Genomic DNA, 26,595 nt, shown 5'->3' with positions numbered 1-26,595 from the left:
GGCTCTTTTTTGGGGCGTGCCAGCATGAAAATCTGCATCATTTCCGACAGCCATGACAACCGTCGCCTGATGGCGCTCGCCGTAGAAGACGCGTTAAGCCGTGGTGCCGAAGCCGTGCTGCACTGCGGCGACGTGGTCGCACCTACTACATTGCGTGCGCTGCAAAAATTCGCGTTGCCGGTGCATGTCATCCACGGCAACAATACCGGCGACATGTTCAACCTGTCGCGCCTGGGGGCGGAGGAGGGCAGCGTCATTCGCTACCATGGCCAGGACGCCGAAATTGAATTGGGCGGGCGCAAGATTTTCATCGTCCACTATCCGCATTACGCGCGCGCCATGGCATGTACTGGCGATTACGACCTGGTCTGCTGCGGGCACGACCACCGTGCCGAAATCAGGCACGTGGATAACGTCAGTGGCAGCCAGAGCCTGATGCTCAATCCCGGCACGGTAGGCGGGGTCGGTGCGCCGCCCACCTACATCATGGGCGACCTGGAAACCATGCAGTTTGAAGTTTGCGACGTACCGGCAGCACCGAGTGAATTGACCAACCTGACGCGGGTTGCCTCACATACTTCGGAGAGCGGCGGGTAATCTCACGCCTGCCGCAAGCGCTGAAAAGCATCAAAAATGGTTGTTGATCACCACTTCGTTCATCGGCAATTGCCCGCCGCGCGGCCATGCTTCTTTGGTGGCCTTGCCGATTGCCGTCATCATGGTGATCACATGGTCCTGCGGCAAATTGATGAGTTTGCCCACTGCCTCGAAGTCGAAGCCGTCCATCGGGCACGAGTCGTAACCCATTTCTTTGGCCGCCAGCATCAGTGTCATGGCCGCGATGCCGCATGAGCGCATGGCCTCGTCGCGCTGCACCTGTTCCCGGCCGGCGTAATACTGACCGATGGCGGGAACCATGAACTCCTGTATCGGCTGCGCCGCATTGCGCCAATAGCGCGCGGTATCCTTTTCCCAGGATTTGGTGTCGGCGCACAGCACGATCAGCAAGGAGGCGTCGGTCACTTGCGCCTGATCCCAGGCCACGTTGCGGATTTCACTGCGCAGTTCGGGATCGCGCACCAGCACGAAGCGCCAGTTCTGGATATTGAATGCGGTGGGGGCGAGCATGGCCAGCGACAACAGCTTGTCGATTTCCGCTTCGGTCATGCGGTGGTCGGGATCATACGTCTTGAAGGAGCGGCGGGTTTCAATTGCGGTGGTGACATTCATATTGCTTTCTCCTTGGTTAAAAACGAATAATCCATAAAAAGGCGATTTATCCACGAAAAGCACGAAAGGCACGAAATTATTCAAAGAGATAACAAGCTGTGATCATCACCAAAAAGATGAATGATTTATTTCGTGCCTTTCGTGCTTTTCGTGGACTGACTATTTTTTCAGGATTATTTCTTTTTCATGAAAAACACGAATTCGGCATCGTTCTGTGCTGAAGACAGTAACTCGTTGCCGGTCTGCTTGGCGAAGGCCTGAAAATCCTTCACCGCCCCCGGGTCGGTGGCCGAGATTTTCAATATTTGTCCCGTACTCAACTCAGCCAGCGATTTTTTGGTACGCAGTATCGGTAGCGGGCAATTCAAACCGCGCGCATCCAGTTCTTTATCGAAGTTCATGTCGAATCTCCAGTCTAGAAATCGTTTTCGATTTTGAATGCATTGAAAATGATATCGGCGGCCTTATTTCTCGCGCCATGCGATACCGCATCCAGAATGTCGCCATCGCTCCAGCCAAGATCGCGCAGTTTCTGCAAATCGACTGCATTGACGGCTTCCGGGGTGGATACGGCTTTCAGCACCAGTAGCAACATCGCCTTGTCCTTGTCTGCCAAAGGTGCTTGCGCGGGATTCTGCTTGGTAAGGGCAACCTGTTCCGGCGTCAGGCCGCATTGGTTGATCAGCATGGCGGCGTTGAACCCGACACAGTAATCGCAGTGATTTTCCTGCGACACCAGCATGCGTACCATGGTCAGCAGCGGAAACCCCAGTGTGGGATGATTCATGTAGTAGCCAATTGATTGCCATTGCTGTTCGAGCATCCCGGGGCTGCTGCTGCTCATTTGCAAGGCATTCGGCACGCGTCCGAAAGCCTTTTCAATCTGACGGTAAATTTCAGCTACTTTGCCGGTTGCTTGATCGCTGGCTACGGTTTGAATGATAGGCATATTGCTTCTCCTTGAATTGACAACTCACGAATACATACCAACCATCCGGTATGTTGTTGCCCAAATAAAATCGCGCTGCGTGCGGCGATTTCACTGAGTCTGCTTATTCCTGGGCCTGGATCGTGGACCCAGGCTCAGAACGTAATCCTGCAATTGCGTTATACACAACCGGAAGGTCTTTACCGATTGCATGTTTTTGGCCACGCCCCAGCAGCCTTCCCAGGCCGACACAATAAACAGCGCAGCGGCTTCGCAATCGACATCGGCCCTGATCTGGCGCTGGCGCTGCCCGGTTTCCAGTGCGTTGCGTATGGCCTTTTGCCAGGCTTTGAGTATCAGAGTCAGGCGTGCCTTGAACGCCTCATCCAGCGGGCTCATTTCCTGCATCAGATTGTTCAGGGGGCAGCCCAGGCGGATGGTGTCATCGTTGGCATATTCGGCCTTGCGCTGCATGATATTCAGCAATTCAGTTACCGGTTGCTCCGCTTCGCGCAGCGGGCGGAATACCATTTCTTCCAGTCCCTCCCGGATCACCTCATCAATCACCGCGAGGCCGAGCGTATGCTTGGCAGGGAAATAGTGATACAGCGCGCCCTTGGTCAACCCCGTGTCGCCAAGAATATTGGCGATGCTCGCCGCCTGAAAACCGTTGCGGTGCATTTCGTCGAACGCGGCGTGCAAAATTTTGTCGCGTGTCAGATCGGATTGTTTGGTGTCCATGATCGAATCATACCAACCGGTATGGATGTGTCAAGAAATTTTTATTCTGGAAAATACCTGGACGGCTTTGCTTATTCCAGATGATATTTCTTAACCTTGTACCAAAGCGAGCGCTCGCTGATATCCAGAAGCCGCGCGGCCTTGGTTTTGTTGTCATCAGTGTTGTGCAATGCAGCGGCGATCATTTTGGCTTCAAGGGTTTCGATGGCGCAGTTTAATGACATGCCGTCAAAAGACAGATTATCCTGCAAGGGTGCTTTTTCTTTCGTCGCATTCGCTCCCAGCGGAAAATGAGTCATATCAAGCTGCTTTCCACCGCTCAGGACAATAGCGCGTTCCATTACGTTTCTCAGTTCCCGTACGTTACCCGGCCATGCGTATTGCTGTAGATTGGATAAGGCGTCTTCGGTGATTTTTGGCATCGAAGAGCTGCCTTTCGAAAATTCAGCAATAAAATAATGGATCAAAGCAGGTATATCTTCCTTGCGGTCGCGCAACGGAGGTAGTTCAAGCGAAAATACATTCACACGATAGTACAGGTCTTCCCGCAACCTGTTTTCGGCAATGGCAGCTTGAGGGTCTCTGTTGGTTGCAGCAATGATTCTGATATCAATCGGGATACTGCGATTACTACCCAAGCGCTCAATCACATTTTCCTGCAACACCCGAAGCAGTTTAGCCTGCAACGCGACAGGCATTTCTGCCAGCTCGTCCAGAAAAATCGTGCCTCCATGAGCCAGTTCAAACTTGCCAATGCGCTCTTTATGCGCGCCGGTAAACGCCCCTTTTTCATAGCCGAACAGTTCGCTTTCCAGCATGTCAGCTGGGATCGCCGCACAATTGATCGGTACAAATAACTTGTCGCGTCTGGGTGAAGCCCGGTGTATCGCACGTGCGACCAGCTCTTTGCCAGTGCCTGTTTCGCCGGTGATCAGCGCAGTTGTTTTATTGGGCGCCACCAGCCGTATCTGCTCGTAAACCTTGTGCATGGCAGGGCTTTCGCCGATAAATCCTTCCCATCCTTTTTCCAGCTCGCGGCGCAGAAAATCGTTTTGACGCAATATTCGTCCGGTCGCAAGTATCCGGTTGATCGACAACTCGAGCGCTTCCATATCGAAGGGGCGCAGGATGTAATCACATGCGCCCAGCTTCATTGATTCCACGGCGCTCTGTATCGTGCCGTGAGCTGTCATGATGATGAAGGGAACGTTATTACCCTGAGCGCGGAGCTGATTCAATAATTCGATACCATCCATCCCGGGCATGCGAAGGTCGCTGACGACAAGATCGACCGGCGTTTCCTGCAAGCTCTGCAGTGCTTCCATTCCATTACTGGCACATGAGATATCGTGCCCCATTTTTTGCAGCATGATTTCGAGGACGCGCAGCATTCGTGCTTCATCATCGACGATAAGGATTTGTTGTCCGGTCATGATTGTTCGCTCAATTTTCTCGGGATCGATATTCTGAATAATGCACCGCCCCACCGACTTTCGCTCACCGTGATATCTCCTCCATGCGCAGACACAATTTGCTGGACCACGGCCAGCCCCAATCCGATACCGCCTTCGCGTTTGTGGAAAAACGAGTCAAAAATTTTGTCACGTTCTTCTTTGGCAATGCCAGGGCCGTTGTCTGCAATTTCGATGATTATTTTTTCTGTTTCGCTGCGGCTGGTTACGGTTATTTTTCCATGCTCCGGCAGCACTTGCAGGGCATTCATAAGCAGGTTCAGGAATACCTGTGTCATCTGTTCGGCATCGCATTCGCAATAAGGATCAGAGGACTGCAATGACTCTTCAACCTGGATCATTTTTGTCTGGGTTTGTGCGGCCAGCATCAATATGCAATTGTGAATCTGCGTATGGACGTTAGTCAGCTGAAAACTGGGCAGGCGCGGGCGGGTGCCGTCCAGCATGGTTGAAACCAGACGGTTGAGCCTGTCCGTTTCGCTCTCGATGAAACCGATCAGTTCGCGTGCTTCATCGCTGATATTAGGTTCCCGTTTCAACATTTGTGATGATGATCGCAATATCCCTAACGGTGTCCTGATTTCGTGCGCCATGACCGCAGCCATTTCACCCATGACAGCGAAGCGTGATGCCCTGACCAGATGTTGTCTGGATTGATCGAGATCCTCAACCATTTGGACAAATGTAGTAGTAAGTTCTCCCACTTCGCCACTCGATACAGGAGGGGAGGGCGGAAGAGATTTCTCGTTAATAAACCGGCGCGTGAAGGCAGTGAGCGCCACGATGGGCCGGGCTATATTGTTCGCCACCCATAAGGAAATCCAGGTGGCAATCACGATGGTAGCCAGCAGGAAGCCGAGAAATATGATGGCCAGTCGGTGAATGGGCTGAAGTGCCTGATCAAGCGGCTGTATGACTATCGTTGTCCAATCCAGGCCGGAAAAATTTTCATAGCCGTGCGAACGGTCAAAACCAATAATGACACGGGATGTATGCAGGGGAGATCCGTCGACGATTTCGACACCGCTTTTGGGAATGTTGGACAGCCATGGCAGAAATTTTTTGCTCATCAGAAAGCCTTGCTGTCTCAATTCTCTGGACGCTGCGATGACTTTCCCGTTGTGGTCCATTATGGCGACCATACGACCATCTTTCGCCGCCTGGTCCAGAATCTGGAAGATTTGTGTCCAGTCGAAGGACAGCACAAGTTCTCCCAGATTGCCGCTGCCGAATTTCGACGGGATGCTGGAACGGATGTTCATTGTGCTGCCGTCCGGAACATCCAGGACAACGCGTCCGCCTGGCAATGTGGCATGCAACCAGGGCTGTTGCGCGACAGGTATAGTCCCGATGGCGGCCGCCTTGTTACTGGCAACAATCATGCCGCTCATGTCGGTGCAATACAAGTTGCGGTAAACGTTCTGGTAGCCGGTTTTCAGTTCGGTCAGAAAAGCGGACAGGCGTTTATCAATATCCTTTACGTAAATATCCTGCATGACCTCAAGATGGCTCCATGTGATCGCGTTTTGAAAACGTTCGAACAGCATCTTGTCGATATCTGCGGAAACAGTGGCTGCCTGTACCAGGAGCGTCTGCTCAATTTCAGCCTGCATGGCCTGTTGCGTTTTGACAAAGGCCAGGAAGGTCAGGGCGATAGCGGGCACCAGGCTAGCCAGCAGGAACGCCACAACGAGAGTTTTTCGTATTGTCACGAGAAAGAAAGCCGACTATGGGTTTGGTCGTTACTTAGGCTAAAGTATAAGCAAAGTGGTCACAATAACCGATTTTTTGTCTTACCTTGCAGGGAGATGGATGCTATGCGCCACAGGGCGTTTCGCGCAGCTTTAATTGTTTCTGTGGCGCTCACGCTGGGTTGTATCAATACGCGAGCTGAGCAACCAGTACCCACCGAGCCCCATCTGCAGCTGGAGCGCGGCTGGCAAATACCTGGAACCGGCTTCACCCTGGGTGGTTATGCCACTGAGGATTTCACGATAAAAAAGCATAAGTCCTGGGAATTAAACACGGAAGATCTCAGCCTGTTTGTGGGTTGGGAAGGCACCGGGAAACTCAAGTTTTTTTCCGAGCTGAGTCTGGAAGATGCGCTGGTCTTCAAGCGGCCGGGAAAATTTACTACCAGCCAGCGGTCTTTGGCATTCGAACGCGCCTATTTTGATTATGCGCAATCCGAGCTGCTGAATTTCCGCCTGGGGAAATTTCTGACGCCGGTCGGGCACTGGAATCTCATCCATGCGGATCCTCTGGTGTGGACCACTTCACGTCCCTTGGTCACGAATCGCCCTTTCCCTACTTATGCTACCGGCGCAATGATTTACGGGACCAGTACCGGATTGGGCAAGGAGGTGGATTATTCACTGTATGCCTCAAACGGACAGCAAATACGTGGCAATTCCAGTCAGGATCCATTTGACTCTGCGTACGGTTTGCATCTTTCATACGCTATGGGGGATTCCAGCCAGCTAGGATTCTCATATGCCAATTTCACTCAAAAAAGTGATGTCGGGGACAGAAAAAACCTGTTTGGTGTCGATTACCTCTGGTCGCGAGATCGTTATGAGCTAAGTGGTGAGGCGATCTATCGGCATTCCAGTCACGGCAGTTCATTAGATGAAAAGGGAATATTTATCCAGGCTGTTGTACCACTCTCCGAAAGGCTGTATGGCGTTGGCAGGTATGAATATTTTCGCCAGGCAGGGACGCTGCCCGGCGTGAATCTATGGGTTGCCGGGCTCGCGTTCCGCATTACACCGACATCCGTATTGAAAGCGGAATTTGTTCATGGGGTAAACAATCAGATCAACGCCCATGAAGGATTCCTGTCCTCGATTAGCGTGCTTTTCTAATCCGTGCGACCCGTCTCATTATTGCGCGCAACATTCATCCTGTTGATGTGGGGGGGATGCGCCATTTCCATCGGCTGGGCCGCTGAGGAACCTCTGGCTGTGATCGTGCAGGCCACCCAGTCCAAATTGAGCATGGGTAAAAGCGAATTGGCGGCGATATACCGACGAAAAAGGAATTATTGGGAGGACGGTACCAAAATTCAACCGGTCAATCTGCCGGCCGATAATCCGACCCGACGTGCGTTTTCAAAAGCTGTTCTGGGCTATGCGCCGGAAGAGTTGGAACAGTACTGGAATGACCGTTACTTTCACGGGGTATTGCCACCCTATGTGCTGTCCTCGGAAGAGGCGGTTCTCCGTTTCGTCGCCGAGACCCCAGGCGCCATTGGCTACGTACCCTATTGCGACGCCGACAAGCGGGTAACTGTTGTGCTGGTGATTAGTGCAAAAGGCCATGTAGGCGGATCAGCTGCCGATATTGCCTGTCCAAAATAGTTTTATCCCTTCCAATCCCGCAATATTTGGTTGCGAATTTTGCAGTCAGACATTATTTGCAGGCTTTTATTTCCCCGCTTTATTCCTTGAAGTCCTCCCCGGCTTTCTGATTATTCAATATTAAACATACGGATACGCATGTTTATCGACTTGCGTCCGGGTTTGGCACGTCTATTGCGCTGGTATTCCTGAAATCTGTTTTTGGGTCATGCCAAAACAATGGCAATCCTGGTAGGGCTGGTTCTGGAAGCATGCAATTGATCAGTCCGTGTGATTTTCAAACCTTAAAGTGGAGCTGTCTCTACTCATGCAACTACATCATTTGCCCGTAACACCCAGATACATACCTGTACCCAGTACGAGACCGCGGGTACTGATGTATTCCCATGACACATTCGGTCTCGGTCATTTACGGCGGAATCTGGCTATTGCCACCCATCTGTTGCGACGCAGCCAGCCTTTTTCTGCATTGCTGCTAACGGGTTCGCCTGTGGTGGAATCGTGGCCCATGCCTGCCGGTTTGCAAGTACAGGCGATGCCGCCCGTCGTCAAAACGGGTGCGGAAGAGTATGCGTCACGGGATAGCTCGTTCAGTTTTGCAACGGTAAAAGAACGTCGTGAAGCGGTGATTCTGGAGTCGGTTATCCGCTATCGTCCCGACGTATTCCTGATTGATCATGCGCCTGCCGGCATGAAAGGAGAGTTGCTGGAAGCGCTGGCATTCATCCGCGAAGAAATGCCGGCAACGCGTACTGTGCTCGGTTTACGCGACATTATCGACAGTGCGGAAACAGTGCGTAGCCAGTGGCGCGAGCAAAACGTCTATCAATTGCTTGAAACCGCTTACGATCACATCCTGGTGTATGGCAGCCGGCACTTGTTCGATCTGGTACGTGAATACGATATTCCCGGCTCCATTGCGGCCAAGATACGTTACTGCGGATACATTGCCCGTAACGACAGCAAAGTGATCTCCACATTGGGTGGTTTTCAGGGAGCCTCACCGGTATCCAGACGGCCGGTCGTTCTGGTCACTGCCGGCGGCGGCGGCGATGGCTACCCATTGCTAAGCGCCTATCTGCGTGCGCTGGATCGTATCCCGCACAATGTCGCGCAAAGCATCATCGTACCTGGCCCGCTCATGGCTGTAGAGGAACAGCGTGCACTTGAACTGGCCGCCGCACAACGGCCGGATGTGCGCATAATCCTGTTTACCACGGAACTGGCAGAATTGATCCGCAGCTCGGATCTGGTGGTGTCCATGGCGGGATATAACACTACCGCAGAGATTCTCGTCGCCAAAAAACCGGCCATTCTGGTGCCGCGTGGTGCGCCGCGCATGGAGCAACGTCTGCGCGCGACGCTGCTGAGCAATTTGGGTCTGGCGTGGGCCATACAGCCGGAGGAAGACCTGGTAACCCGCCTGGCAGATCTGGTTCTGGGCGCGCTGGCTGGCGCCAAGCCACCCCGTAATGACTGGAATGCTGTGGATCTTGGCGGGGTTCACCGGGTTGGCAGCACCCTCGACGATCTACTTGGCATCAACCGTATGTCCGCGATCGGAGCAACGCTATGACACAGACTGCAACCCGGACCATTGGCTACATGCTGAAGCGCTACCCACGCCTTTCGGAAACTTTTATTCTCAATGAGATGCGCGCGCTGGAGCGGCTGGGTACGCAACTGCATGTGTTCTCGCTGATGCGTCCGGAAGAGGCGCTGTCGCATCCGGCGGTGCAGGAACTGCAAGCGCCTGTCACCTATTTTCCCGAGGCCTGGGCAGCGAAAATCCCGGCTGTGGCCAAGGCGCATGCCGCGATGCTGTTGACGGCGCCGTTGCGTTATATGCACGCGGTCGGGCTGGCGTTTTGGTGGTCCATGCTGTCGCGCCGCCCGTTTAGCGTATGGAAGCAATTCCTGCGCTCCGGATACATGGCTGTTGCCTGTCGCCAGCAGCAGATCGAGCATCTGCATGCGCACTTTGCCAATGCGCCCGCCATCGTCGCCCGTCTGGTGAGCGTGATGTGCAATATTCCGTACAGCTTTACCACGCATGCCAAGGATCTTTACCTGACGCCGAAAAAAGTACTGCGCCGGCGCATTGATTCGGCAAGCTTTGTGCTGACCTGCACGCGCCACAATCTTGAATACCTGCAGAGTTTTCTGCCACAACAGGATTGGCACAAAATTCATCTGGTCTATCATGGTATAGACTTGGCTGCGTTCCCCTTTCCGACGGCTAACGCAAAGGCAGCAACAAGTGACGGGAACCGTGCTGCGAAGATTATCCCCATCGCCCTGTCGGTTCCGCTGATCTTGTCGGTCGGCCGTCTGGTGCCGAAAAAAGGGCTGAATGATCTGATTTCGGCTTGCCAGTTGATGAAAGCGCGCGGCGTCAAGTTTCGCTGTGCCATTGTGGGTGAGGGGCCGCTGCGCGGTGAACTGGAGAGCCAAATCAGCAAGCTTGGTCTGGAAGACACAGTGACCCTGCTCGGCGCGATGGCGCATGACCGGCTGGTTGCATTTTATGGTCAAGCCAGTGTATTTGCGCTCTCCCCGCAAGTCATGGAAGACGGCGACCGGGACGGGATTCCCAATGTCCTGGCAGAGGCCATGGCTGCCGGCTTGCCGGTGGTATCGACCTGTGTTTCCGGTATCCCCGAGTTGGTTGAGGATGGACACACCGGACTGCTGGTAGGACCCAAGGATCCGGCCGCCTTGGCCGATGCAATAGAACGCCTGTTAAACGATCCGGCCAAAAGCCAAAGCCTGGCTGTGGCAGCGCGCCGCAAAATGGAGGACAGCTTCGAATGCTGGGAGACCACCAAGGCCGTGCAAACCTTGCTTCAGGTAGGTGCACGCTGATGAAAATCGCCTATCTTTGTGCCGATCGCGGCATTCCTGTGCTGGGTGACAAGGGCGCCTCGGTCCATGTGCGCGAATTTGTTTCCGCCCTGGCCGGACTGGGGCATGAGGTGACGCTATTGTGCGCCAAACAGGGCACCGGGAATCCTTGTCCTCCGGTACGCATGATCGAGTTGCCCCCGGATGAAAGCGCGGACGAAATGGCGCTGGAAGCGGCGCAGCTCGGTATGGGAAATGAGGAAAAAGATCAGACTTTGCAGCGCGAACTCGGCAAGCTCGCCTGCGACCGCAAACTGGCTGCGCGCGTGCTGAGGGCGCTGGATCAGGCCGGTGTCCAGCCGGATCTGCTGTATGAGCGTTATGCGCTGTTTCACCGGGCAGGGGGACAGGTTGCGACCGCTCTGAATATTCCCTTGATGCTCGAAGTGAATGCGCCGCTGGCGGAAGAGCAGGAACGCTTCCGGGGGCTGCGTCTGAAAGCACTGGCGGATGCAACCGAGACTGAAACCCTGTGCCGTTCCGACCATGTCATCGCGGTGTCTGCAGCGGTCAGGGAACACGCGCTGGCGCGCGGCGCGTTGGGCGAGCGCGTCACCGTGTTGCCCAATGGGGTGGACACCAGCCGCTTTCATCCCGGCGTGGACGGCGGGCCGGTACGTGAGCGTTACGAACTCGACGGCAGACCGGTGATCGGGTTTATCGGCAGCCTGAAGCCGTGGCATGGCCTGGATTTTCTGCTCGATGCCTTTACCGACATCCTGACGCGCCGTCCCGATGCAGCCTTGCTGCTGGTGGGAGAGGGTCCCGCCCTGATCGATCTGCAGGCACGGGTAGCGCGCGATCAACTGCATGGACGGGTCATCCTCACCGGGCGTATCCCGCATGCCGATATTCCTGCTTACCTGGCCGCCATGGATATCACGGTGGCACCCTATACCGCGCAGGATGGTTTCTATTTCTCACCCCTGAAAGTGGTCGAATCCCTGGCCGCCGGGCGACCGGTTGTCGCTCCGCGGCTTGGTCAACTGACCGATCTGCTGCAGGACGGTGTGACGGGCCTGCTGTATCCGCCCGGCGATCGTGACATCTTCGTAAATCAGGTGATTGAATTGCTGAATGACGTACCCAGACTGCGAGCCATGAGTCATGCGGCAGCCGCGGCAGCGCGTGAAGATTTCGGTTGGGACAAGACGGCCTTGCGTGCCACTGAAATCATGATGCGTTTGCGCGCACCCCGCGCAGCCGGTAGCGGGCGATGACAGAAGTCGGTACAGCGGGACGCCGTAGGTTTTCGCTGTGGGATCTGCGTGGCTATTTGCGGCCGTATACAGCTGCGCTCAGTGCCGCTGGTTTATTCATGGCAGCGAAGGCTGTCGTGCTCTTGCTTGCGCCATGGCCCCTCAAGTTCATTATTGACAGTGTCATATTCCGGAAACCGCTGCCGCATGGATTGAGCGGATTTTTGCCTGACCCTAGCCATAGCCTTGCGCTGCTCAATACCCTGGGGATAGCCATGCTTGCGCTGGGTTTAATGGATGCAGCGCTCAGCTATTGGGGCAACCGATTGCTGTTGCGTACCGGACAGCACGCAATCTTCGACATACGGCGCGATCTGTTTGCCCACATGCAGCGGCTTTCCCTGTCCTTTCATCGCCGCCAGAAAAGCGGCGACATCATGGCCCGGCTGGGCGGCGACATCCAGACGCTGCAGGATTTCGTGGTGTCGGCGGGAACCAATCTGTCTGCGCATCTGCTGACCATGGTCGGAATGATCGTCGTCATGCTGATCGTTGACTGGCGCTTTGCGCTGGTGGTGATGGCGGTGGTGCCCTTGCTGCTGTTCATCATGCAGCGTTACAGCGCGCGCCTGCGGATTGCCTTCCGGCGTGCGCGCCAGAAAGAAGGTGAACTGTGGGGTAAAGTGCAGGAGATCATTGCCAATGTCCACGTTGTGCAAGCCTACGGCCGGGAAGCGCACGAGGATGAGCGCTTTGCCGAACAGGCCGAGAAAAGCCTGGATGCCACCCTGGAAGCGAGCGATTTGCAGGTGCAGTTCACACCATTGGTGGGTCTGGTGATGGCTCTGGCGACCGGGGCGGCGGTCTGGTATGGCGCTACCCGGGTGCTGGCGGGGAGCATTACGGCGGGCGAATTGCTGGTGTTTCTTGCCTACCTGCGCGGCATGGCTTCTCCGGTCCGGCAGTTTGCCAAGATAGCGGGTGTGGTCGGCAAATCTTCGGCAGCAGCGGAGCGTCTGGGCGAGGTATTCTCGGAAGCATCGGAAATCCGCGAAGCACCCGATGCGCTCATTCCATCTACCTGCAAAGGGCAATTGCAGTTTCGCTCGGTGAGTTTCGGCTACCATCCTGGCGATATGGTATTGCAGAATGTTTCATTCCACGTCAAACCGGGTCAGACGGTGGCACTCGTCGGAGCGACCGGTGCCGGCAAGAGCACATTGGTGAGTCTGATTCCGCGTTTCCATGATCCGCTCAGCGGCCAGATTATGCTGGACGGCCATGATCTGCGTGAACTGGCGCTGGATTTCGTGCGCAGCCAGGTCGCATTGGTATTGCAGGAAGCGCTGGTGTTCTCCGGCGCGATCTGGGAAAACATTGCCTACGGTCTGGCGGGCGCGGGTCGCGACGAGGCTATCGCCGCGGCGCAGGCGGCGGGTATTCACGAACTGGTCGAAGGTTTGCCAGACGGCTATGACACGTTGGTGGGAGAACGCGGGGCGACATTGTCCGGAGGGCAGCGCCAGTGTGTTTCGATCGCGCGGGCCATGCTACGCAATGCGCCTATCGTCATTCTGGACGAACCCACCAGCGGTCTGGATGCATTTACCGAGCGCATCGTGATGGAAGCTTTACGACGCCTCACCGTCGGCCGCACCACGCTCATCATCGCACATCGACTGGCAACGGTTACCGGCGCCGACGCCATCCTTGTGCTTGACCAGGGCCATGTTGTGCAAATGGGTACACACGAACAACTGCTAGCCCAGAGCGGGCGTTATTTCGATCTATGGAATAGCGGTCGCAGTGCTGTCGCACTTTCCAGTTGAGTCACACCAGGACGACAAACACAGATTTTGCACACAACAAAGAGAGGCCAAGAATAAGTATGCATATAAAAACAGGCGTCAGGATGTTGATTGCATTGGCGCCAGCCCTGATTGTTTTTCCTGCCAGCGCAGACCCCTGGATTCCTGCGGCGGGAACGGGAAAAGTCAAACCGGTACTGCGCCTATACCGTTCTGATCGTACGTTTTCTTCATCACACTTTGGCAGTGAAACGTTTCCCAGCACTTCAAAAATTTCCGAGACGCAACTTAAAGTAACCGGAGAACATGGCCTGGGAGACGGATGGGCGCTGCAATATGACTTGCGGGCGGCACAGGAGAGCAAGACCAAGACGAAAAAAAATACGAGCACGACCTACACAGCATCTGGTCTGCAGGATCAGGAGATTGGCCTGGTGCGCGGATTGAGACAAGGTAAGGTTTTTGCCGATGCCATTGCTTTGAACATTATCCTGCCTGCAGGATCGACCTCGAGCAATCCGCAGATGGGTGTGGGCCACACTGCGATAGAACCGGACTATCAATTCGGCATCAAGCACCAATTCGGCCAGCGGCTCGCCTATGGCAGTTTTTCCATCGGGCCGCGCATGTTTTTCAACAGCAGCGTGACGCAGTGGCGTGCTACCGCAGACGTGGGTACCCGGCTGTTTCAGAACGTGGACATCTTTGGTTCTCTGTTCTGCGCGCGGACCTTTGGCGTAAACACTGCACTTCCATCCAGCGAAAATCCGAACGCGTCGGAAGTGTATAACCTGCTCAGAGGCGGACTGGGGTTGCGCTTTTCACTGACCAGGAACATACGTCCGATCATCGAGTATGAGGCCGATCTGGCGGGTCAGGGCATCCACGCCGGCAATCGATGGGTGTTTGGCGTAGCCTGGCGTTACTGAGTGATTTCGCATCCGTTCAATTTGCTCAGGATCGGTATTCAATGAGATTGATGCTGGCTAGACACGGCGAAACAACCTGGAACCGGGACGGTCGCTATCAAGGGCACAGTAATCCGCCGCTCTCGGCGCGTGGAGAGGTGCAAGCACAGGCCCTTGCCGAGCGATTTGCAGCAAGCGATGAGATCAGCATCGTGGCGAGCCCATTAATGCGGGCTCAGGCAACGGCGCAGATTATTGCTACCCGGCTCAATCTCCCGGTTACCACCGATCACCGTCTGATGGAGCTTGCATACGGTGAATGGGAAGGGTTGCAACAGGCAACCGTCAAGCAGAAATGGCCCGAGCTGTTGCGCCAGTGGAAGCGCAACCCTGATCAAGTGACATTTCCCGGGGGAGAATCGCTCAGCGACATGCAACAGCGCGTGCAGTCATTTTTTGAGTATACGGCCGGCCAGTCTGGAACTATTCTGGCAATCACCCACGATGGTGTTGCCAGGATGGCGGTGCTGGAAGCGCTGGGCCAACCGCTTTCCGCATTTCGGAATATCCGCATCGAGAACGCTTCAATGACCACTTTCACTTTGGAAGATGGAAAATGCGCCATTGATGACATGAACGATGTGACACATCTCCTCGGTTTGGCCGGTGATGCATCCAGGGAACTACTCTAACCGGTATCAATCTCACTTTAGCCACCGGAATCCCGAATTAAGATATGCTGGATGCACCTTGTTGACTACACAACATCAGCATAAGCATTCGCTGCAATTCACCCCCTCTATTTCGGGATAAGAATTTTCAATTGAATTTACCCCGGCCTGCTGTGGATAGCCCGCGTGGTTCAGGGTAACATTCACCGCAGCTCAGAATTGTGCCTAAACAAGTTTATTTTTGGTGAAAAGACTGCTCAAGCGGCTTCTCGCAAATTCTAGTGTTGGCCGTAATCGGCAGACACTTTATCCGTTTGAATGGAGGAGACCTGATGACGGAAGTTGTAGCAACAAACGAGACCATCCTGGTCGTCGGTGGCGGCATATCCGGTATGACAGCTGCATTGGAAGCAGCAGAAACCGGCAAGAATGTGGTGTTGGTGGAGAAAAATCCGGCCATAGGTGGGCGTACTTCTCAGCTATACCGCTATTTTCCCAAGCTGTGTCATCCGATTTGCGGCCTGGAAATCAACCTGCGCCGGCTCAAGTCCAATCCGCGTATCCGTCTGCTGACCATGGCGGAGGTAACCGGCATCACCGGCGCCAAAGGCGACTACACCGCCACCATCAGAATCACGCCGCGTTATGTCAACGCCAACTGTACTGCCTGCGGTGATTGTGCCAAGGCAGTAGGCGCCGAGATACCCAACCCGTTCAATTATGGCCTGAACAAAATGAAGGCGGCTTATCTGCCCAATAAAATGGCTTATCCGATGCGCTTTGTGCTGGATAAATCCATTATCGGCACGCCGGATGCCGACAAGGCCAAGGCGGCATGCAAATATAACGCCATTGACCTCGATATGCAGGAAGAAACCGTGCAGATCAAAGCCGGTGCAGTGGTCTGGGCAACTGGCTGGCAACCCTACGACGCCAACAAGATTCAGCCTTACGGCTACGACCGCTTCAAGAATGTGATTACCAGCGTCGAGTTCGAGCGCCTGGCTGATCCGCATGGTCCCACCAGCGGCAAGATTTTGCGCCCGTCGGATGGCAAGGAAGCGAAGAATGTCGCTTTCATCCAGTGTGCCGGTTCGCGTGACGAAAATCACCTGCGCCACTGCTCGCGTATTTGCTGTATGGCCTCGCTCAAGCAGACCAACTATGTGGAGGAGCGGTATGGCAATGAGGGCAAGTCCACCATTTACTATATCGATATCCGCGCCATTGACCGTTTCGAGGATTTCTACGCCAAGGTGCAGGCCAATCCCAACGTCAGTTTCATCAAATCCAAAGTGGCCAAGGTCACCCAGGACGACGCCAGCGGGGATGTAATCCTGCACGGTGTGAACACCGAAGGCTATCACCGTTATGCTACCCCGCACGACCTGTGCGTACTGGCGGTAGGTATGGAACCGTCGGTGAAAGGCGCCAATATTCCAGCAGAAATTCTTGCCGATTCCAGCGGTTTTATCGAGGCTGATCCAGCCAACGGCGCGTTCTTTGGCGCAGGGTGTGCGTCCAACGCGCTGGATGTGAATCGCTCGGTGCAATCGGCCACAGCAGCGGCGTTGCGGGCGATTCAAGTGGTTAACAGAGTGGCAAAGGCGGAGGTTTAAAACATGGCCGTAGAGAAAAAAGTCGCCGCGTATATCTGCCAGGGTTGTGGTCTGGGCGAACGTCTGGATACGGATGCACTGGTCGATGTGGTTAAAAAAGAAGGCAAAATCCAGCAAGTCAAACCTCATCCCTTCCTGTGCAGCAGCGAAGGGGTGACGATGATCCAGAACGACATCGATAACGATGGCGTAAGCCATATCATGATCGGTGCGTGTTCGCGCCGCGCCAAGACCGATGCGTTCAACTTCCCCAGCGTCGCCATGTCCCGCGCCAACCTGCGCGAGGGTGTGATCTGGATTCGTCCCGATACTGAGGAAGCGCGTGAAACCACGCAGGAAATGGCGGAAGATTACTTGCGCATGGGCTGCGCCGAGATCAAGGCCATGCGTCAGCCTGAGGGCAACCCGAATACCGGCACCAGCAAGACATTACTGGTCGTTGGCGGCGGCATCACCGGCATGACCGCGGCGCTGGAGGCGGCCAAAACCGGCTATCCGGTGGTGCTGGTGGAAAAATCCGGTCAGCTCGGTGGCTGGGCAGCCAAATTGCATATGCGTGTGCCATCGCACGAGCCCTACAAAGCGCCAGTGGATAACGGCGTGGCAGGGATGGTGTCGGCAATCGAAGCCGATCCCAACATCAAGGTTTACCTGAATGCAACACTCGCCAAAACCAGTGGCGCGCCGGGACGTTTCCAGGCTGAAATTGCCACTGAATCCGGCAGCACAGCCACTGAAGACGTCGGTGCAATTGTTCAGGCGACGGGTTTCGAGCTTTATGACGCCAACAAGCTGCCCGAACTCGGTTATGGCGCATCGCCGAATGTCGTAGACCAGGGCGGTCTGGAACAGCTGGCACGGGAAGCGGCTGAACGCGGCGGGCCGATTCTGCGCCCATCCGATGGCCAACCGGTAAAATCAGTCGTGTTCGTGCAGTGCGCCGGTCAGCGTGACGCCAGCGGCACGCATCTGGCCTATTGTTCGGGCCATTGCTGCAATACCAGTATCAAACAGGCGATGTACTTCAAGGATGCCAACGCCGACATAGACACCACGGTGCTCTACACTGATCTGCGCACCCCTGGCAACGGTGAGGACTTTTATCGCAGCGCGCAGGAAAAGGGCGTGATTTTTACCAAGGGTAAAGTGGCTTCGGTGCAACCTGCCGGCAATACCTGCAAGGTGAATTTTCACGATCTGATCCTCGACGACCAGAACGCCAGCATCGAAAATGCAGATCTGGTGGTACTCGCCACCGGTCAAGTGCCTAACTCGGGCGTGAACATCGATTTCAAGGCGGTGGAAGGCGAGGAAGCAGCCGCCGAGGTGGAGAAAAAAACCATCTCCATCCTCAACCTGGACTATCGCCAGGGAAAGGACGTGCCGCAGCTGAAATACGGCTTCACTGATTCCCACTTTATCTGCTTTCCCTACGAAACGCGTCGCACCGGTATCTACACGGCCGGCCCGGTTCGGCGTCCGATGGATATCGCTCAAGCCAAAGAGGACGCCACCGGCGCCACGCTGAAAGCAATCCAGGCGCTGGAAAACGCCGCCATCGGCAGCGCTGCGCACCCGCGCTCGGGCGACCTGTCCTACCCCTCGGTGCGGCTGGAAGGGTGTACCCAGTGCAAGCGTTGCACGGTAGAGTGCCCGTTCGGCGCGATTGACGAAGACGAAAAACGCTACCCGTTGTTCAACGAATCGCGCTGCCGCCGCTGCGGCACCTGCATGGGTGCCTGCCCGGTGCGGGTGATCTCTTTCGAGAACTACTCGGTGGACACGGTGGGCAGCCAGATCAAGGCGGTCAGCATCCCCGACGAATTCTCCGAGAAACCGCGCATCCTGGTGCTGGCGTGCGAGAACGACGCCTACCCGGCGATGGATATGGCGGCGATGAACCGCACTGAAACCAGTTCGTTCGTGCGCGTTGTGCCAGTGCGTTGCCTGGGTTCGGTCAATACCATCTGGATTACCGACGCACTCAACTCCGGTTATGACGGCGTGATGCTGATGGGCTGCAAGCACGGCGACGAGTACCAGTGTCATTTCGTGAAAGGTTCCGAACTGGCCAACTATCGCATGAGCAAAATTGACGACACCTTGAAGGGTTTCAACCTGGAAACCGACCGGGTACAGACCTACGAAGTGGCGATTACCGACATTGACCGCGTACCGAAGCTGATCAACGACTTCGAGAAACGCATGTTCGAAATCGGCATGAGCCCATTCAAAGGCTTCTAGGAGAACAGCGCGATGAGTAATTTAAGCAGTCAGGCCGCAGCCCAGTACAACAATAACTTCCTCAAGGAAGTCGAAGCCATGGTGGAGGAGGGCAACTGGGTCAAGATGTGTATGCAATGCGGCGTATGCTCCGGCTCCTGCCCCACCAATTTCCAGGCGGGATGGGATCATCCACCGCAGGAAATTTTCATGATGATCCGTGCCGGCAAGCGCGAGGAAGTACTGAACTCGCAATCCATGTGGATGTGTACCTCGTGCTACAACTGCATCGTGCGTTGTCCGCGCAAGCTACCGATTACCCACATCATGCACGGGCTCGCCAATTACGCGCACCGCCTCGGCCTCGCCCCGAAGAACCAGCCCACCCGCCATTTTGCCAAGCTGTTCTGGAACAACTGTATCCAGACCGGTCGTGTAAATGAGCTGAAACTTTCGCTGGGTTTGTATTTCAAGGATGGTTTCAAACAAGGGATTATCAATGGCCTGGCAATGAAGGATGTCGCTCTGGGTTTGTTAAAAGCCAAGCGGCTCAATCCGTTCGAATTGTTCAAGGCGCACGGTTGCAAAGATCAGAAGGGCATCCATGCCATGCTGAAAAAGGCGCACGAAATCGAAGAGCGCCGCAAGGCAATCAAAACGGCTTAAGGAGTATTGAAAATGGCCAAGAAAGAATACGCATTTTACCCAGGCTGCTCATCGCAGCGAGGTGCCTCGGCGTCCAACTACCTCAAATCCGTGGACTCGATGTGCAAAACCCTCGACATCAAGCTTACCGAAATCCCGGACTGGAATTGCTGCAGCGCGTCCATTGGTTATGCCGAAGGCGGCGAGTTGCCGCGCCATGTTTTGAATGCGCGCAATTTCGCGCTGGCCGAGCAAAACCTGCCGGGCCAGGAAATCGTCGCGACTTGTGCAGCCTGTTGGCTGGGTGCGCGCGAGACCAAGGAGCGCCTCGACGCCTCATCGCAACTGATGGCCGATACCAACGAAGCACTCAAGGAAGCCGGTCTCGAATACAAGGGCGAGTCCGACATCCGCCACATGGTCGAAGTGCTGATCGAAGATTTTGGTTACGATGAACTGAAAAAACCGGTCGTTAAATCACTGGAAGGCATCAAGTTTGCCGGTTATGTCGGTTGCCAGACCAACCGTCCGTTCGGTATCGTCGGCGAATCTTTCGAAAACCCCATGTACCTTGACAAGCTGGTGGAAATGGTGGGCGGCGAAGCCCTTACCGGCTACGACCAGAAAGTCACCTGCTGCGGCGGTGCGCTGGCTTTTTCCGAGCCGGACAAGGCCCAGGCGCAGATCAAGGACATCGTCGAGTCCGCCTACGACCACGGCGCTGAAATGATCGTTACGCCGTGTCCGCTATGCCAGGCCAACGTGGAAATTTATCAGGGTGCCATCAACAAGAAATACGGTAAAAAATTCAACATCCCGGTGATGTATTACAGCCAGTTGATGACCGTCGCTTATGGCGGTTCTGCCAAGGATGCGGGGCTGGATGGTCAAGTTATCCGCGCCACCAGGCTGGAAGAAATCGCAGCCAAGCGTTAAGCTTGTTCGAGCCGATTGATACAGGGGCGTTTGCCCCTGTTTTTGTTTATCAGGACAGGATGAATATGCACCAACCCAAAACCATGGACGAGCTGATCGACCTTGTCCATCAGGCCGTTTACGAAGTGGATGAACTGCGCGCCTGCATCGAGGACGAGCCCGAAGAAATGGAACGCTATCTGCCGTTTATCGACCAGCTCGACGTGCAATTGCGCAAGCTGTTCGATGACATGACTGCGGGGCGCTACAGTTGCCCTGCACAGACCGACCTCGATTTCATGCCATTGGTGCAGAAATGGGGACGCGATATTCCGTTCAAACCACTTTTAGTGGCTATTAATCAGGCACACCGGAACGGATTTCGCTCATAAGCGTCCTATTCGATAGAATATTCATTATCTATCGAATACAGGATCACGCATGCAGATCAATCCAGCCCAAGCACACCCCAGCGGTTTCGTTCATGACATGGATGAGGCTGCTTTGCGCCATGCCCAGCAGGCCACCGCACAGCAACTGGGACTGAATGTACACTTCAGCGACTCCCTGCGCAGCGATGGCTCGGCAGGGCCGGAAATGGCAGTCATTCCAGCCGGCTGGTTCGAGATGGGATCGCCCAGCCACGAGCCGGGTCACGAGCCGAGCGAAGCACCGCTTCATTATGTGCAGCTAAGCCGTGCTTTCGCGATCGGCCGTTACACCATCACCGCCGAGGAATGGCAGCGTTTCCGTGCCGCCTCAGGCTGGAGCCAGGTGCGCGAACTGATCCAGGCGCAAGGACGCGAGCCGGTAGTGAACATTCGCATGGCCGATGCATTGCTGTTTATCGACTGGCTTAATAGTGAGACTGGCCAGCTCTATCGTCTGCCTAGTGAAGCTGAATGGGAATATGCCGCACGTGCCGGTACGGATACGCCATTCCATTACGGCGATTACGCCAGCTGTCGGGAAGTGCTGTTCAAACCGATGTTTCCGTTTCCGGAAAAAACCAAAAAACGGCGCAGCTTCTTCGCGCAATGCGGTTCCATGATGTGGGCGATGGAAGTCGGTACCAAACCCGCCAACCTGTGGGGTTTACACGATATGCACGGCAACGTCTGGGAAATGACTGCCAGCCCCTGGCAGCCCGATTACCAGCAGGCGCCATCCGACGGTCATAGCCTGCCTGGACGCGGCAACAATAAGCGTATCGTGGTCAAGGGTGGTTCCTGGTTCGATCCGGCCACGGCTGCACGCAGCGCTGCGCGCAGATCACGGCTACGTGATGAGCTGGACGTCAATCTTGGATTCAGGCTGGTGCGGGAAATATAACCGCATATTTGTTTGCCTTGCGGTCATGGCTTGCTGAAATTCGGTTTTTTCAGGGCCCCGTAATTTTTTTGTCATCAAGGAACCATTTGTCAGATCGATATGTCTTTTGAATGGAAAAATAAAAATAATTCTCATTCATTAACTGGCGCATCATGATAAATACCCTTATTGCACCGTCCCGAGCCCGCCTGGCTGCTTTCTTTGCCGTGGCCGGACCGGGTCTGGTAGTGATGCTGGCCGACACGGATGCCGGTAGCGTGATTACCGCAGCGCAGAGCGGCGCGCAGTGGGGATATAAGCTGCTGGCCTTGCAGCTGCTGCTGATCCCGATTCTGTATCTGGTTCAGGAGCTGACTCTACGTTTGGGCCTTCTCACCGGGCGCGGTCATGGCGAGCTGATCAAGCAACACTTCGGGCGTGGCTGGGCGTGGCTGTCGGTATCCACTTTACTGGTGTCCTGCCTCGGTGCGCTGATTACCGAAATGAGCGGCATCGCCGGCGTTGGTTCACTCTACGGCATTCCAATCTGGGCGAGTGTGCTGGCGACGTTGGGATTCCTGCTCACTATGGTGATTTCCGGATCATACCGTTCGGTGGAACGTGTCGCGGTAGCCATTGGCCTGTTTGAACTGGCCTTTGTCTACGTTGCGATAGTGTCCCATCCGGATCCGGCAGAAGTGCTCCACGGACTCGCCAGCATGCCGCTGGCCGACCACGGCTATCTCTATCTGGTAGCGGCCAACATCGGTGCGGTGATCATGCCCTGGATGGTTTTCTACCAGCAGTCAGCCGTGGTGGACAAGGGTCTGAAACCGCATCATCTGCCGGCTGCGCGCTGGGACACGGCTATCGGAGCGGTCGTCGCCCAGGCCATCATGGCGGCGATTCTCATCGCCGTGGCGGCCACCTTCGGGCGCAGCGGCGGGGCGTCCCGGCTCGACACGGTGCAGCAAATCTCCCATGCCCTTACCCCCTACCTGGGCGTGGAAAATGGCCGCCTGATGTTCGCCCTGGGTATGCTTGGCGCCTCGCTGGTGGCGGCTATTGTGGTGTCGCTTACCGCCGCCTGGGGGCTGGGTGAAGTCACCGGCTACAAACACTCGCTGGAACATCATCCGCGCGAAGCACCGTGGTTCTATCTGGTGTTCGTAACGGTGCTGGTGGCAAGCGGTTTGTTGGTGAGTTCCGGTATTAATCTGGTCGATCTCAGCGTCGGTGTGGAGGTCATGAACGCCCTGTTGCTGCCAGTGGTGCTTGGCTTTCTCTACGCCCTGGCGCGACGCGCATTGCCACAGGGCAGCCAGCTTCGAGGCGCCTACGCGGTGGTCGTGGCGCTGACCATTACACTTACCGCCGGACTGGGTGTGTGGGGCGGATTAACCGGACTATTTGGCTGACTCAGGAAGCATCAGGAAGCCGTGAGCGCAGAGACGGATCGCCATCGGGGTTCAGATTGCATCATCACGGATTGACGCCGGTAACACTGCCGGCACCCAAGCTGCCGCTTGTAACGATAGTCTTGCCGTGAGCAGATTCCATGTCGGCACGGGTCACACAGAACCCACACGAGATGCCGGATATACGACTGCACGCAATTCCAACCAGCCAAATCTATCGATCAGGTTTCTTGCTTTTTGAGGGAGTCCGTATATGCCGGGTTAGACATGCGTTTACTCGCCGGCAGCCTGTTTAATACAATTTTCAAGGCGCTGTCTCCGGCTTTCCATAACTGACCTATCCGATCCACCATCATGGAAACGTCCTGGTGAAAACAGCGGATATTTCTCTCCACTTTTGAGTTTGAGAACTATGTAATAGAAGTTGACAAAAATGGACCTTTTTCCAATATAACCGATGCTGGTGTCGGTAATTTCACTGAAGCGGATCAATTTTTTCTTTATCCCAAACTTGTTTTTATCTTCCACAACAATGCGACGCATCTGGGGGTCGACGACAATGGTTTGTTTTCCACTCACCAGAAATGCGGAGATGCCGATGAGCAGCAGGAGTAGACCGCACAGAAATCCCGCCAGACTGTTTGTCATGCTCGAGCCATCGAAGTGACGGAAACCAATTACCAGGATTGTGCCAACCGCAATGCAAGCCAGCGAGAGCGCAGTCTGTTTGCCGGAATTGCTTTCAAATTTCCACGAATCCATAGAGAACCCTTTCACGCCAGTATGGAGTGTGTCCAACGTAGAGGTAACCGGACCTGCCGCGGCCTTCTGCGGCAGGTCCGGTTGACCGCCGGGTTGGGCGCGCACGATACTCACTTAAGCTTCTCTCGCTCCACTGCCTCGATAAACCCGATGATTGTGTCCCGGGGCATTCCTTTGGTGGGCACCAAAATGGTTTGCCCTCCATTGGATGCAACGGAAATGACCGCTTTGCGAGTGAAGAAATATGCAACGATAAGAGCGACCGCCACAAAGAGCAAACCCCCTAGAGCGTCGCCACGCTGAGTGAAAGCGCCGACGATGGCTATAGCCGCGAGGATGAGTAGCAATGGAAATGATCTTGTAATGAGACCACAAGACGCCACCGAATCAAGAGTGATGCTAATTAAGTTCGACCTTCCCCAAACTACAGAGTCGTAGCGCACCCGTTTTGTCGTGAGCACTAGAACATTGTAGTGGTCAAGTATTTTCAGACACAGCGATAGGTTGTTTTACTGCCATTTTGCGCTCGAAGGCGGCGGGAGACAGATAGCCCAGTGTTGAATGCAGCCGGGTGCAATTGTAGAAGCCAACGATGTAATCGGTAATGTCGTGTTTGGCCTCATCGAAATTGGCATAGTCGCGTTGCCACACACGCTCCATCTTCAAATTCAGGAAGAAACGCTCCATCACCGCATTGACGCTCCTATGTCAAGAAACGTTTGCTGCGGCCACCAAATCCGCGAGGATGAATGGATAGAGCTCTCTGACGATGTATCGTTTCAAGCAGCGATGGATTTCCTTGTTGGACAGGCCTTCTGCTGTTCGGCGTTCAACATAAGCGCGGGTTCGTGGCTCGCTTCTCATTCGAACCATGGCAATGGTCCACAACGCATTGTTGGCTGATCGGTCACCGCCTCGGTTTAATCGATGCCGTATCGTTTTTCCTGACGAGGCTTGTAAAGGGCTTACACCACAGAGTGTGGCAAGTGCTGCCTCGCTGTGTAATCGTTCCGGATTATCTCCGGCGACAGCGATCAATGCGGCAGCGGTTTGAGGCCCGACGCCAAACTGCTCCCGAAGGTGTGGCGCAGACTGGCTTGTCATCTGCTCTAATGCAGTATCAATCTCTTTCAACTCCGCCGCCAGCATTAACCAGCGCTTTGCCAACAAGCGTAGCGTTGTGGCTAACGTCTGTAAGAGCGTCGTTGAACCCAGGTGTCGAAGATGAGCGCATCCTGCAACGCATTGCTCAGGTTTGGCTTTCCAGAGTCGTTCACGGATGTCTTGTGGGGCACTGACCAATAGAGCTCTCAACTGATTGATTGTTTGCGTCTTGGCCTTGACTGCGCTTCGCCTGGCAACGGAAATAGTGCGCATAGCCTCTGCGGCGCCGGACTGGGACTTTGGAACAGCCGTCGCGGTGCCAGAAAGAACTGAGCGTGCCGCATTCTCAGCATCAGTCGGGTCGGACTTGCCTTGCAATCTGCGTTTAGCACGGTCAGGGCGATTCACTTCCAGCACCTCAATGCCTTGCCCGCGTAAAACGCGAGCAAGGCCTGCCCCATACGTGCCGGTACCTTCAACACCTGCACGCCGTACGCAACCCCATGAGCGCGCCCAGGCCAGTAGCTTCAGATAGCCAGCGGTGTTAGTTGGTGTCGCAAGTGTTCCAAGAAGCTTGCCCGCATGGCTAATGACTGCGGCAACGTGCATATCCAAATGCGTATCAACACCCAGAATCACTTCGTTTTGTATTAATTGATCGTCCATTTCGCACTCCTTATCCAAGGTAGGTGCATCACCAATCCCACTTGCCGGACAGGACACTCACGGTGCAATACAAAGCTCCTATTAGGTCACACGCATTGGGCCCGGCAACGCTCGGGGAACGCTTTGATCAAATCGACAGGTCAATGCAAAGGCAACTGGCCAATCCCAGCATGGGTCAGATTTGGCAGGCGTTCTTGACAATCATAGATTGAGTATCCCAGCAGTTGCCCTTGCGGCTCATGCTGCATCGAATACCGTTTTGGGCCAGCAAAGTCTGATATTCCCGGCTGGCATACTGACTCCCCCGATCTGAATGCAGCAACAGGCCAGCATCTGGACGCCGCTGTTGCAGCGCCATGGTCAATGCGGCGACCACCAGCGCGGTGGGCATGGTAGGGGCGGTTGCCCAACCCACCACTTTGCGCGCATATAAATCCAGTACGACCGCCAAATACAGCCATCCTGAGCGGGTGCGGATATAGGTCATGTCAGACACCCACGCCTGATTCGGCGCGGCCACTTCAAATTGACGATTCAACCCATTTCCGGCCACCGGCATGTCGTGTTTGCTATCGGTAGTGGCGACGAACTTGGGTTTCCAGACCGGACGGATGTTCGCTTCACGCATCAGGCTGCTCACCTGGTGCCGACCCATGGTCATGCCCTGCGCCTGCAACGCATGCACCAGGCGGCGGCTGCCATAGCACTGACC

At 55.1% G+C, this 26,595-nt stretch carries 24 protein-coding genes and 2 pseudogenes; 16 read left to right on the top strand and 10 right to left on the bottom strand.

Annotation, left to right across the window (positions count from 1 at the left end; genetic code table 11):
- Nucleotides 1-24: 24 nt before the first annotated feature.
- Nucleotides 25-597: a metallophosphoesterase family protein gene (locus EI185_RS06720; RefSeq protein ID WP_124704363.1), complete on the top strand. Its 573-nt coding sequence runs from the start codon at nucleotides 25-27 to the stop codon at nucleotides 595-597.
- 30 nt (nucleotides 598-627) lie between these two features.
- Here EI185_RS06720 and EI185_RS06715 read toward each other — a convergent pair whose 3' ends face one another.
- From EI185_RS06715 to EI185_RS06690, 6 genes are all read right to left on the bottom strand, one after another.
- On the bottom strand, nucleotides 628-1,230 hold the full coding sequence (locus EI185_RS06715; protein ID WP_124704362.1) for a nitroreductase family protein: 603 nt from the start codon (nucleotides 1,228-1,230) through the stop codon (nucleotides 628-630).
- A gap of 173 nt (nucleotides 1,231-1,403) precedes the next feature.
- The gene (locus EI185_RS06710; protein WP_124704361.1) at nucleotides 1,404-1,631 is read right to left on the bottom strand and encodes a sulfurtransferase TusA family protein; all 228 of its coding nucleotides are present in this window, start codon (nucleotides 1,629-1,631) and stop codon (nucleotides 1,404-1,406) included.
- Nucleotides 1,632-1,645: 14 nt separating this feature from the next.
- The gene (locus tag EI185_RS06705; protein WP_124704360.1) at nucleotides 1,646-2,179 is read right to left on the bottom strand and encodes a carboxymuconolactone decarboxylase family protein; all 534 of its coding nucleotides are present in this window, start codon (nucleotides 2,177-2,179) and stop codon (nucleotides 1,646-1,648) included.
- A gap of 90 nt (nucleotides 2,180-2,269) precedes the next feature.
- On the bottom strand, nucleotides 2,270-2,899 hold the full coding sequence (locus tag EI185_RS06700) for a TetR/AcrR family transcriptional regulator (protein WP_124704359.1): 630 nt from the start codon (nucleotides 2,897-2,899) through the stop codon (nucleotides 2,270-2,272).
- A 71-nt stretch (nucleotides 2,900-2,970) separates the two neighbouring features.
- Nucleotides 2,971-4,332 carry a sigma-54-dependent transcriptional regulator gene (locus EI185_RS06695; RefSeq protein ID WP_189836318.1) on the bottom strand — a complete coding sequence of 454 codons (1,362 nt, stop codon included), beginning with the start codon at nucleotides 4,330-4,332 and terminating at the stop codon, nucleotides 2,971-2,973.
- Entirely contained in the window at nucleotides 4,329-5,633 is a 1,305-nt protein-coding gene (locus EI185_RS06690) for a two-component system sensor histidine kinase NtrB (protein WP_223247716.1), read from the bottom strand. The genes EI185_RS06695 and EI185_RS06690 overlap by 4 nt, the downstream gene beginning before the upstream one ends.
- Before the next feature lie 51 nt (nucleotides 5,634-5,684).
- On the opposite strand from EI185_RS06690, the gene EI185_RS06685 reads away from it, so the two are divergent.
- From EI185_RS06685 to EI185_RS06615, 15 genes are all read left to right on the top strand, one after another.
- Nucleotides 5,685-7,235 carry an outer membrane beta-barrel protein gene (locus EI185_RS06685; protein WP_223247715.1) on the top strand — a complete coding sequence of 517 codons (1,551 nt, stop codon included), beginning with the start codon at nucleotides 5,685-5,687 and terminating at the stop codon, nucleotides 7,233-7,235.
- Between the two features lie 99 nt (nucleotides 7,236-7,334).
- Nucleotides 7,335-7,730: a type 2 periplasmic-binding domain-containing protein gene (locus EI185_RS06680; protein WP_189836317.1), complete on the top strand. Its 396-nt coding sequence runs from the start codon at nucleotides 7,335-7,337 to the stop codon at nucleotides 7,728-7,730.
- 376 nt (nucleotides 7,731-8,106) lie between these two features.
- Complete coding sequence (locus EI185_RS06675) at nucleotides 8,107-9,306, top strand: glycosyltransferase family protein (RefSeq protein WP_223247714.1); 1,200 nt, start codon at nucleotides 8,107-8,109, stop codon at nucleotides 9,304-9,306.
- A complete protein-coding gene (locus tag EI185_RS06670; RefSeq protein ID WP_124704355.1) occupies nucleotides 9,303-10,595 on the top strand; it encodes a glycosyltransferase in 1,293 nt (430 codons plus the stop codon). Before EI185_RS06675 ends, EI185_RS06670 begins: the two co-directional genes overlap by 4 nt.
- The gene (locus tag EI185_RS06665) at nucleotides 10,595-11,854 is read left to right on the top strand and encodes a glycosyltransferase family 4 protein (RefSeq protein ID WP_124704354.1); all 1,260 of its coding nucleotides are present in this window, start codon (nucleotides 10,595-10,597) and stop codon (nucleotides 11,852-11,854) included. The genes EI185_RS06670 and EI185_RS06665 overlap by 1 nt, the downstream gene beginning before the upstream one ends.
- Nucleotides 11,851-13,662 carry an ABC transporter ATP-binding protein gene (locus tag EI185_RS06660; RefSeq protein WP_124704353.1) on the top strand — a complete coding sequence of 604 codons (1,812 nt, stop codon included), beginning with the start codon at nucleotides 11,851-11,853 and terminating at the stop codon, nucleotides 13,660-13,662. The genes EI185_RS06665 and EI185_RS06660 overlap by 4 nt, the downstream gene beginning before the upstream one ends.
- A gap of 83 nt (nucleotides 13,663-13,745) precedes the next feature.
- Nucleotides 13,746-14,570, top strand: coding sequence for a hypothetical protein (locus EI185_RS06655; RefSeq protein ID WP_124704352.1), 825 nt, complete (start codon nucleotides 13,746-13,748; stop codon nucleotides 14,568-14,570).
- Nucleotides 14,571-14,611: 41 nt separating this feature from the next.
- The gene (locus EI185_RS06650; RefSeq protein WP_189836316.1) at nucleotides 14,612-15,241 is read left to right on the top strand and encodes a histidine phosphatase family protein; all 630 of its coding nucleotides are present in this window, start codon (nucleotides 14,612-14,614) and stop codon (nucleotides 15,239-15,241) included.
- A gap of 311 nt (nucleotides 15,242-15,552) precedes the next feature.
- The gene (locus tag EI185_RS06645) at nucleotides 15,553-16,839 is read left to right on the top strand and encodes a CoB--CoM heterodisulfide reductase iron-sulfur subunit A family protein (RefSeq protein WP_124704350.1); all 1,287 of its coding nucleotides are present in this window, start codon (nucleotides 15,553-15,555) and stop codon (nucleotides 16,837-16,839) included.
- 3 nt (nucleotides 16,840-16,842) lie between these two features.
- On the top strand, nucleotides 16,843-19,083 hold the full coding sequence (locus EI185_RS06640; protein WP_124704349.1) for an FAD-dependent oxidoreductase: 2,241 nt from the start codon (nucleotides 16,843-16,845) through the stop codon (nucleotides 19,081-19,083).
- A 12-nt stretch (nucleotides 19,084-19,095) separates the two neighbouring features.
- Nucleotides 19,096-19,728, top strand: coding sequence for a 4Fe-4S dicluster domain-containing protein (locus tag EI185_RS06635; protein WP_124704348.1), 633 nt, complete (start codon nucleotides 19,096-19,098; stop codon nucleotides 19,726-19,728).
- Nucleotides 19,729-19,740: 12 nt separating this feature from the next.
- Nucleotides 19,741-20,643, top strand: a complete 903-nt coding sequence (locus EI185_RS06630; RefSeq protein WP_124704347.1) for a CoB--CoM heterodisulfide reductase iron-sulfur subunit B family protein — start codon at nucleotides 19,741-19,743, stop codon at nucleotides 20,641-20,643.
- Nucleotides 20,644-20,708: 65 nt separating this feature from the next.
- A complete protein-coding gene (locus tag EI185_RS06625) occupies nucleotides 20,709-21,014 on the top strand; it encodes a hypothetical protein (protein WP_124704346.1) in 306 nt (101 codons plus the stop codon).
- Between the two features lie 49 nt (nucleotides 21,015-21,063).
- Nucleotides 21,064-21,954, top strand: a complete 891-nt coding sequence (locus tag EI185_RS06620) for a formylglycine-generating enzyme family protein (protein WP_124704345.1) — start codon at nucleotides 21,064-21,066, stop codon at nucleotides 21,952-21,954.
- Between the two features lie 152 nt (nucleotides 21,955-22,106).
- Nucleotides 22,107-23,351, top strand: a complete 1,245-nt coding sequence (locus tag EI185_RS06615; RefSeq protein WP_223247713.1) for an NRAMP family divalent metal transporter — start codon at nucleotides 22,107-22,109, stop codon at nucleotides 23,349-23,351.
- A 273-nt stretch (nucleotides 23,352-23,624) separates the two neighbouring features.
- Here EI185_RS06615 and EI185_RS06610 read toward each other — a convergent pair whose 3' ends face one another.
- The 4 genes and pseudogenes from EI185_RS06610 to EI185_RS06595 form a co-directional block, all read right to left on the bottom strand.
- Nucleotides 23,625-24,227 (bottom strand): hypothetical protein, encoded by a 603-nt coding sequence (locus EI185_RS06610; RefSeq protein ID WP_124704344.1) that lies wholly within the window; start codon nucleotides 24,225-24,227, stop codon nucleotides 23,625-23,627.
- A gap of 363 nt (nucleotides 24,228-24,590) precedes the next feature.
- Nucleotides 24,591-24,809: pseudogene (locus EI185_RS06605) on the bottom strand (IS3 family transposase); the annotation flags it as partial.
- A gap of 12 nt (nucleotides 24,810-24,821) precedes the next feature.
- Nucleotides 24,822-25,883, bottom strand: a complete 1,062-nt coding sequence (locus tag EI185_RS06600) for an IS110 family RNA-guided transposase (protein ID WP_124704343.1) — start codon at nucleotides 25,881-25,883, stop codon at nucleotides 24,822-24,824.
- A 202-nt stretch (nucleotides 25,884-26,085) separates the two neighbouring features.
- Nucleotides 26,086-26,595: pseudogene (locus EI185_RS06595) on the bottom strand (IS3 family transposase); the annotation flags it as partial.

The organism is Sulfuriferula multivorans (assembly GCF_003851125.1).
Taxonomy (GTDB): Bacteria; Pseudomonadota; Gammaproteobacteria; order Burkholderiales; family Sulfuriferulaceae; genus Sulfuriferula; species Sulfuriferula multivorans.
Note: the sequence above shows the minus strand (reverse complement) of the source record. Positions and strands in the feature narration are given on the sequence as shown.

Coding starts and splice junctions, on each gene's coding strand:
- EI185_RS06710 (WP_124704361.1), bottom strand. CDS start 1,631: ATGAACTTCGATAAAGAACTGGATGCGCGCGGTTTGAATTGCCCGCTA.
- EI185_RS06715 (WP_124704362.1), bottom strand. CDS start 1,230: ATGAATGTCACCACCGCAATTGAAACCCGCCGCTCCTTCAAGACGTAT.
- EI185_RS06700 (WP_124704359.1), bottom strand. CDS start 2,899: ATGGACACCAAACAATCCGATCTGACACGCGACAAAATTTTGCACGCC.
- EI185_RS06675 (WP_223247714.1), top strand. CDS start 8,107: ATGTATTCCCATGACACATTCGGTCTCGGTCATTTACGGCGGAATCTG.
- EI185_RS06655 (WP_124704352.1), top strand. CDS start 13,746: ATGTTGATTGCATTGGCGCCAGCCCTGATTGTTTTTCCTGCCAGCGCA.
- EI185_RS06695 (WP_189836318.1), bottom strand. CDS start 4,332: ATGACCGGACAACAAATCCTTATCGTCGATGATGAAGCACGAATGCTG.
- EI185_RS06685 (WP_223247715.1), top strand. CDS start 5,685: ATGCAACCAGGGCTGTTGCGCGACAGGTATAGTCCCGATGGCGGCCGC.
- EI185_RS06645 (WP_124704350.1), top strand. CDS start 15,553: ATGACGGAAGTTGTAGCAACAAACGAGACCATCCTGGTCGTCGGTGGC.
- EI185_RS06635 (WP_124704348.1), top strand. CDS start 19,096: ATGAGTAATTTAAGCAGTCAGGCCGCAGCCCAGTACAACAATAACTTC.
- EI185_RS06690 (WP_223247716.1), bottom strand. CDS start 5,633: ATGAACATCCGTTCCAGCATCCCGTCGAAATTCGGCAGCGGCAATCTG.
- EI185_RS06670 (WP_124704355.1), top strand. CDS start 9,303: ATGACACAGACTGCAACCCGGACCATTGGCTACATGCTGAAGCGCTAC.
- EI185_RS06620 (WP_124704345.1), top strand. CDS start 21,064: ATGCAGATCAATCCAGCCCAAGCACACCCCAGCGGTTTCGTTCATGAC.
- EI185_RS06630 (WP_124704347.1), top strand. CDS start 19,741: ATGGCCAAGAAAGAATACGCATTTTACCCAGGCTGCTCATCGCAGCGA.
- EI185_RS06625 (WP_124704346.1), top strand. CDS start 20,709: ATGCACCAACCCAAAACCATGGACGAGCTGATCGACCTTGTCCATCAG.
- EI185_RS06600 (WP_124704343.1), bottom strand. CDS start 25,883: ATGGACGATCAATTAATACAAAACGAAGTGATTCTGGGTGTTGATACG.
- EI185_RS06720 (WP_124704363.1), top strand. CDS start 25: ATGAAAATCTGCATCATTTCCGACAGCCATGACAACCGTCGCCTGATG.
- EI185_RS06660 (WP_124704353.1), top strand. CDS start 11,851: ATGACAGAAGTCGGTACAGCGGGACGCCGTAGGTTTTCGCTGTGGGAT.
- EI185_RS06650 (WP_189836316.1), top strand. CDS start 14,612: ATGAGATTGATGCTGGCTAGACACGGCGAAACAACCTGGAACCGGGAC.
- EI185_RS06705 (WP_124704360.1), bottom strand. CDS start 2,179: ATGCCTATCATTCAAACCGTAGCCAGCGATCAAGCAACCGGCAAAGTA.
- EI185_RS06615 (WP_223247713.1), top strand. CDS start 22,107: ATGATAAATACCCTTATTGCACCGTCCCGAGCCCGCCTGGCTGCTTTC.
- EI185_RS06640 (WP_124704349.1), top strand. CDS start 16,843: ATGGCCGTAGAGAAAAAAGTCGCCGCGTATATCTGCCAGGGTTGTGGT.
- EI185_RS06665 (WP_124704354.1), top strand. CDS start 10,595: ATGAAAATCGCCTATCTTTGTGCCGATCGCGGCATTCCTGTGCTGGGT.